This is a genomic window from Thermogutta sp., assembly GCF_014359955.1.
Classification (GTDB): Bacteria; Planctomycetota; Planctomycetia; order Pirellulales; family Thermoguttaceae; genus Thermogutta.
Window position 1 is genome coordinate 1 of the sequence record NZ_JACIYL010001117.1, and the last position, 1007, is coordinate 1007.

General features: G+C 58.6%; 1 protein-coding gene. It reads right to left on the reverse strand.

The window, feature by feature from the left end; genetic code table 11:
- Positions 1-663, reverse strand: a 663-nt coding sequence (locus H5U08_RS19775; protein ID WP_297037187.1) for a CerR family C-terminal domain-containing protein, incomplete at its 3' end; no start/stop codon positions are given.
- Positions 664-1007: the final 344 nt, after the last annotated feature.

Consider the following 1007-nt stretch of genomic DNA (forward strand, 5'->3'; position numbering starts at 1 on the left):
TGCCACCATTGCCTCTACGGTGTCAGCAATGCGGTCCACCCACTCCTGCGACAACCTACGCCCACGCCACTTCAACCGGCGGCGCAGGACGTGAAAGCCAAGCCGAAAGATGGCTGCCTGCCCCCACAGAGTATGGGCCAGCAGAACGGCCTGCGGATCATCGGGGTCCGTCCCCATCGCCGCTGCCGTCAACTCGGTGATCAACTCGTGGACTGGGCGGATCATCTGATCATAGACAATGGGAAACCCGCTGGACGGTCGCAAGAGCTCGCGCCAGATGATGGCCGCCGCAGCCTCTGCATAGGGCTTTGTGAGCACGACCGTCACCACCGTCCGCATAAACCGGCGAAGGAGCTGCCGAGCCGTGGTGGAATCGGGCTGGCGACGAAACGACTGTGCCGCCGCTTCCGCGGCCTCCCGAATCGATCGGCCCACCGTATCAATGAGAAAGCGGAGAACGGCCTGGTAATATCCTTCTTTTCCGCCAAAGTAGTACGACAGCGCCGAGCTGTTGACCCCGGCGGCAGCGGCCAGACGGCGAATCCCTACCTCTTCCGGTCCAAACTGCGCAAAGGCCTCGATCCCGGCTTCCAGAAGTCGCTGACGGGTTTGATCCCCCCGGGGAGGCAACTTGCCCCGGCGTTTTGCTCTGCGGGTCTTCACGACTGTCTCCTGCGGCAAATACGTTTCAGGTCCTTTTTAAGCCATCCTATGTTCGATTCTCAAAAAAGTCAATCAAATGATTAAATCAATCGATTGATTTAGCAGAATGAGTGTCTCGCTTCCGCAGATCCGTTTGACCCATCCACATTCGGAGGGACCTCTTTCGGAGGGACCTGTTTGTCAGGTCCGATGAACAACGATCGATGTTCCATTCCCTTTCCACTCCATGGAGTGCGGGGCTTTAGCCCCGCTTTCCGCGCGGGACTTCAGTCCCCGCGGAAAGGAAATGGATGATCCAACGTTGAACGGCGGACGTGACAAGCAGATTCCTCCATACGCGGTAG